Annotated in this window: 5 protein-coding genes and 1 tRNA gene; 5 read left to right on the plus strand and 1 reads right to left on the minus strand. The window is 69.3% G+C overall.

All coding sequences use genetic code 11. From position 1 onward, the window contains the following. Nucleotides 1–170 precede the first annotated feature (170 nt). The 3 genes from AB0M28_RS39680 (at nucleotide 171) to AB0M28_RS39690 (ending at nucleotide 2,067) form a co-directional block, all read left to right on the plus strand. The gene (locus AB0M28_RS39680; RefSeq protein WP_365415578.1) at nucleotides 171–629 is read left to right on the plus strand and encodes a molybdenum cofactor biosynthesis protein MoaE; all 459 of its coding nucleotides are present in this window, start codon (nucleotides 171–173) and stop codon (nucleotides 627–629) included. Nucleotides 630–768: 139 nt separating this feature from the next. Next, nucleotides 769–951 (plus strand): hypothetical protein, encoded by a 183-nt coding sequence (locus AB0M28_RS39685; protein ID WP_365415580.1) that lies wholly within the window; start codon nucleotides 769–771, stop codon nucleotides 949–951. A 21-nt stretch (nucleotides 952–972) separates the two neighbouring features. After that, nucleotides 973–2,067: a PDZ domain-containing protein gene (locus AB0M28_RS39690; protein ID WP_365415582.1), complete on the plus strand. Its 1,095-nt coding sequence runs from the start codon at nucleotides 973–975 to the stop codon at nucleotides 2,065–2,067. 42 nt (nucleotides 2,068–2,109) lie between these two features. On the opposite strand, the gene AB0M28_RS39695 is transcribed toward AB0M28_RS39690, so the two are convergent. Beyond that, nucleotides 2,110–2,673: a PPA1309 family protein gene (locus AB0M28_RS39695; RefSeq protein WP_365415584.1), complete on the minus strand. Its 564-nt coding sequence runs from the start codon at nucleotides 2,671–2,673 to the stop codon at nucleotides 2,110–2,112. Between the two features lie 181 nt (nucleotides 2,674–2,854). Here AB0M28_RS39695 and AB0M28_RS39700 point away from each other — a divergent pair, with 181 nt between their 5' ends. Together AB0M28_RS39700 and AB0M28_RS39705 are read left to right on the plus strand one after the other, a co-directional pair. Further along, nucleotides 2,855–5,716, plus strand: coding sequence for a UPF0182 family protein (locus AB0M28_RS39700; RefSeq protein ID WP_365415586.1), 2,862 nt, complete (start codon nucleotides 2,855–2,857; stop codon nucleotides 5,714–5,716). A 73-nt stretch (nucleotides 5,717–5,789) separates the two neighbouring features. After that, a tRNA-Met gene (locus AB0M28_RS39705) sits at nucleotides 5,790–5,863 on the plus strand. Nucleotides 5,864–5,923: the final 60 nt, after the last annotated feature.

Here is a 5,923-nt window from a genome sequence, read left to right on the forward strand (position 1 = left end):
GGCTGGGCCGCCAGGGGGCGGCACGGGCGGGCGCAGCGGCCCCGCACCCGGGGCGGCCGGGGTGACCACGGCGGGTGGGCCCGCGCAGCGCTCCCGCGGCCGCAGGGGCGCGCACGGCGCGGCGTGCCCCGGCAACCCGTCACCGCGAAGCGTCAGGCAGGATGTGTCGTATGGCACACAACCACGACCACCCCGGTGAGCGGGGCGCCGACGAGCCGATCCGGCTGATCGGGATCCGTGAGACCCCGCTGTCCCTCGACGAGGTGTACGCGGCCGTCGGCGACGCGGCCGCGGGAGGCGTCGCCCTGTTCGTGGGGACCGTGCGCAACCACGACGGCGGCGCCGACGTCGAGAACCTCGGCTACTCCTGCCACCCCACCGCGGAAGCGGAGATGCGCCGGATCGCCGAGAAGGTCGCCGCGGAGTACCCCGTACGGGCGCTCGCCGTCCTCCACCGGATCGGTGACCTCGGGATCGGGGACATCGCGGTGATCGCCGCCGTGGCCTGCCCCCACCGGGGCGAGGCGTTCGACGCCTGCCGCAAGCTCGTCGACACGCTGAAGCACGAGGTGCCGATCTGGAAGCACCAGCGGTTCTCCGACGGCTCCGAGGAGTGGGTGGGCGCCTGACGGGGCGACCCCCGGCGACGGGAGCGGGGAGCGGCGGGCGGGGATCCCACGAGTTGCGTAACCCCCGCCGAGGCCGGAGCGTTGCCTTGACGGACGGGTTGACTGCTCGGCGGAGCAGCTGGGAAACAAGGAGCACTGGATGGCCGCTATCGCATGGCTGGTGATCCCCGTGGTGACCGCCGGAGCGGCGGCGATATGGGCGGGATGGGCCACGCGCGACAAGACCATGGGGGACAACGCCGAACTGCAGGGGTACGAGCGTTTCCGCGAGGCGATGGAGCGCACCCACTCCGGATCGCACTCCAGTTCCGGAGCCGCGTAGGCGTCCCGTACTGTCGACCCCATGCCACGCCGCACCGCGACGCTGCTCGCCGCCACGCTGACCCTGATGACCCTGGTCTTCGTCATGGCGCTCACCCCTTCGCCGTACGCCGAGATGTCGCCGGGACCCACGGTCAACACGCTGGGTGAGCACGGCGGCGAGCCGGTACTGCAGATCGAGGGGCGCAAGACCTACCCCACCACCGGGAACCTCAACATGACGACGGTCCGCGTCACGGGCTCGGACTACCGGATGAGCTTCCTCGAGGCGTTCACGGGCTGGGTCTCGGGCAACGACGCCGTCGTGCCGCACGACACCCTCTACCCGGACGACCGCTCCGCGGAGGAGGTCGACCAGGAGAACGCCGAGGAGTTCACCGCCTCCCAGGAGAGCGCCAAGGTCGCCGCGCTGAAGGAGCTGGACATCCCGGTCCAGTCCTGGGTGAACGTCGCCACGGTCGTCGGGGACAGCCCCGCCGAGGGCAGGCTGCACGCCGGCGACGAGATCGTCGCGGTGGACGGGCAGAAGGTCAACGCGCCGGCCGACGTCGCCGGACTGGTGACGAAGCACGAGCCGGGGGAGGACACGACCTTCACCGTGATCCCCGCGAAGCGCGTCGAGGCGGCGAAGAAGGCGGGCCGGAGGCCCAGCGGCGGCGAGCAGGACGTCACGATCACGACGATGAAGGCCCCGGACGACCCGAAGCGGGCCATGGTCGGTATCCAGGCGGGCTCGGACCACGCCTTCCCGTTCGAGATCGACATCAAGCTCGCCGACGTCGGCGGCCCCAGCGCGGGCCTGATGTTCTCCCTCGGCATCGTCGACAAGCTGACCGAGGAGGACCTGACCGGCGGCAAGTTCATCGCCGGTACGGGCACCATCGACGACGACGGCAACGTCGGCCCGATCGGCGGCGTGGAGCTGAAGACCATCGGCGCCCGCGAGCAGGGCGCGGAGTACTTCCTCACCCCGAAGGCCAACTGCAAGTCCGCCGCCCGCGACACCCCCGACGGCCTGACGCTGGTCGAGGTGTCCACGATCGACGACGCCCTGGGCGCGCTGGAGGACATCCGCAGCGGCGATACGGACGCGCTCAAGACCTGCGCGAAGAGCTGACGGAAGACCGGCCGTACGGCTCTCGTACGGCCGGCCCGCGGCTCAGTCCTCGAACGTCGCCGACAGCGCCTGTACGAGCCCCGGCACCAGGTCGCCGCCCGTCAGCACCTCCGTCGCCGAGTCCTTCTCGCGCAGCCGCAGCGCGCACTCGCGGCTGCCGTCGCGCAGGACGGCGACCGTCATCCGCACCTCCTGCCGCTCCGGGTGGCGGGCCACCCACTTCGCCAGGGCCGCGTCGTCGAGACCGGTGGGCAGCGCGTTCTCCGCCGTGGGCGGCAGCATCAGCCGCTCCACGGTCAGCGCGCACCCGGTCACGGCGTCCGGCCAGGCAACGGTGGCCAGGAACTCGTCCAGCGGCTGGTCCGCCGGCAGCTCCTGCTGTTCTACGGGCGTGAGTGCGGCGGACGCGGGGTCACCCGGCCCGTCCAGCCCCAGCTGGGCCGCGAGCTGCGGCTCCTGCACCCGCAGCTTGGCGGTGTCTACCAGGGCGAACAGGCGGACCGGCTGATCCCAGCCGAACCCCGCCGCGTACTCGTCGATCTCCAGCACGGCACGCGTGAGGGGGCTTGCCGCAAATGCCGTGCCGTCGGTGGGAAGGTTGGACATACTCGCCATCCTCCCCTATCGGAGGTTCCGCCCCGCGTTCGGGAACTAGGTAAAGCGCGAGTAAGTTGCACCAGTGGGCCCATCTGTGTCGCAGCGCGGCCCGAACGGCAGCATCACAAACGCACAAGCACACAGACGACGACATCCATCACTCTCGAGGTGCGCACCCTTGGCTTTCCAGATGCCGGACCGCGGCTCAGGCCCGTCGGGGCCACGGATCAATCTAGGCCGGCCGTCCCGGCGCATGCGGACCCTGCTGATGACGCTGGGCGCGCTGGCGGTGCTGGCCATTCTCTTCGTCATGTTCGCCGGCTTCTGGACGGACTGGCTCTGGTACCGCTCGGTCAAGTACTCCTCGGTCTTCACCACCCAGCTGTGGACGAAGATCGGGCTGTTCTTCGTCTTCGGCGGACTGATGGCGGCCGCCGTGGGCCTGAACATCTGGCTGGCCCACCGGCTGCGGCCGCCGCTCTCCGCGATGTCGCTGGAGCAGGAGAGCCTCGACCGCTACCGGATGAACATCGCCCCGTACAAGAAGTGGCTGCTCATCGGGATCTCGCTGCTCGTCGGCCTGATCTCGGGCGCCTCCGCGGCCGGGCAGTGGCGGACCTGGCTGATGTGGGTGAACGGCGTCTCCTTCGGCCAGGAGGACCCGCAGTTCCACAAGGACGTCTCGTTCTACGCCTTCGACCTGCCCTGGTACCGCTTCCTGCTGGGCTTCGGCTTCGCCGCCGTGGTGCTGTCGCTGATCGCCGCCGCGCTGGTGCACTACCTCTACGGCGGGCTGCGCATCTCCAGCCCGGGCGCCCGCGCCACCTCGCAGGCCACCGGACATCTGGCGGTGCTGCTCGGCGTCTTCGTGGCGCTGAAGGCCGTCGCGTACTGGCTCGACCGCTACGGGCTCGCGGTGAAGTCGAACGAGCTGCGCACCCAGGACTCCTGGACGGGTCTGCGGTACGTGGACGCCAACGCGTACCTGCCCGCCAAGACCATCCTCTTCGTCATCGCCATCATCTGCTCGCTGCTGTTCTTCGCCACCCTGTGGCGGCGCACCTGGCAGCTGCCGCTGATCGGCCTCGGCCTGATGGCGCTGTCCGCCATCCTGATCGGCGGCCTCTACCCCGCGATCGTGCAGAACTTCCAGGTCAAGCCGAACGAGCAGGCCAAGGAAGCGCCGTACATCGAGAAGAACCTCGAGGCCACGAAGAGGGCGTACGGCATCGACCGGGCCCAGGTCGACGACTACAGCGGCAAGGGCGACGAGGCCGACTCGGCGCTGCGCGGTGAGGTCGACAAGACCGCCAACATCCGGCTGCTCGACCCGAACATCGTCTCGGGCACGTACCAGCAGCAGCAGCAGGTCCGGCAGTACTACCAGTTCCCGGCGACCCTCGACGTGGACCGGTACGGCACCCAGGACACCGTCGTCGGTCTGCGTGAGCTGAACGTCGACGGCGTCCCCGGCCAGAAGAACTGGATCAACCAGCACTTCAAGTACACGCACGGCTTCGGCATGGTGGCCGGCAAGGGCGACGAGGTGACCGCCACCGGCGGCCCGGACTACACCGAGTCCGACCTGCCGCCCACGGGCGACCTCGGAAAGTACGAGCCGCGGATCTACTACGGCGAGAAGACCAACCAGTACTCGATCGTGGGCGGTCCCCAGAAGGAGATCGACTACGTCAAGGACGGCGGCGCGGAGGTCGAGTACAGCTACACCGCCAAGAGCGGTGTCAGCCTCTCCAACCCGATAAACCGCCTCGCCTACGCGGTCTCCTTCAGCGAGCCGCAGATCATGTACTCCGGCGCCATCGGCGAGGGCTCGCGGATCCTGTACAACCGCACGCCCAAGGAGCGCGTCGAGGCCGTCGCGCCCTGGCTGACGATCGACGGCGACCCGTACCCGGCCGTCGTCGACGGGCGCGTGCAGTGGATCGTCGACGCCTACACGACGATCAACGGCTATCCGTACTCGTCCCGTACGACGCTGGGCGACACCACGTCCGACTCGCTCACCACGGCGGACGACCAGCGGGCCGTCATCGCCCAGGAGAACAAGGTCAACTACATCCGCAACTCGGTGAAGGCGACGGTCGACGCGTACAGCGGCGACGTCAAGCTCTACGAGTGGGACACCAAGGACCCGGTGCTGAAGACCTGGAAGAAGGCGTTCCCGGGCACCGTGCTGGCGAAGTCGGAGATCAGCGCCTCGCTGATGGACCATCTGCGCTACCCGCAGGACCTGTTCAAGGTGCAGCGCGAGCTGCTCACGCAGTACCACGTGGAGAACGCCAACCAGTTCTACTCGGGCAGTGAGCGCTGGGCCGTGCCCAACGACCCCACCCGCGAGCGCGGCGAGCAGAGCGCGGTCCCGCCGTACTACCTGAGCATGCAGATGCCGGGCCAGGACAGCCAGGTCTTCTCGCTGACCACCACGTTCACCCCGGCCGGGCGCGACAACCTCGGCGCCTTCATGGCGGTGGACGCGGACGCCCGCAGCGGGGACTACGGCAGTATCCGGATCCTCAAACTGCCGTCCAGCAACCCGCCCGACGGACCCAAACAGGTGCAGTCGAAGTTCAACTCGGACAAGAACATCGCCGAGCAGATCAGGCTGCTCAAGGGCGGCGACTCCGAGGTCGAGTACGGCAATCTGCTGACCGTGCCGCTGGGCGGCGGGCTGATGTACATCGAGCCGGTGTACATCCGCGGCAAGCAGGTCGACCTGCCGCTGCTGAAGTCCGTGCTCGTCCGGTACGGCGACAAGATGGCCTTCGAGCCGACGCTCGACCAGGCGCTCGACGTGATCTTCGGCGCGAAGCCGCCGAGCACGCCCGGCGAGGAGCAGCCGGAGCAGCCACCCAAGCAGCCACCGGCGAACCAGACGCTGGAGGCGGCCATGCAGGACGCCCTGGAGGCGTACGACGCCGGCCAGGACGCGCTCGCGCGCAAGGACCTCGAGGGGTACGCCAAGGCCCAGGAGGACCTGAAGGCGGCCCTCGACAGGGCCGAGGCCGCGAGCAAGAAACAGGGCCAGCAATAGCGCCGGCGCCGTCGCCGGCAGCTGGGGCGTGAATCCGCCCCGCGTCGCCGTGGTAGTGTTGTCACCACAACGACGCGGGGTGGAGCAGCTCGGTAGCTCGCTGGGCTCATAACCCAGAGGTCGCAGGTTCAAATCCTGTCCCCGCTACTGACCGGAGGCCCCGGAAGGTGATCATCACCTTGCGGGGGCTCCGTGTTTTTTGCGGCC

Source organism: Streptomyces sp. NPDC051940 (assembly GCF_040680895.1).
GTDB lineage: Bacteria > Actinomycetota > Actinomycetes > Streptomycetales > Streptomycetaceae > Streptomyces.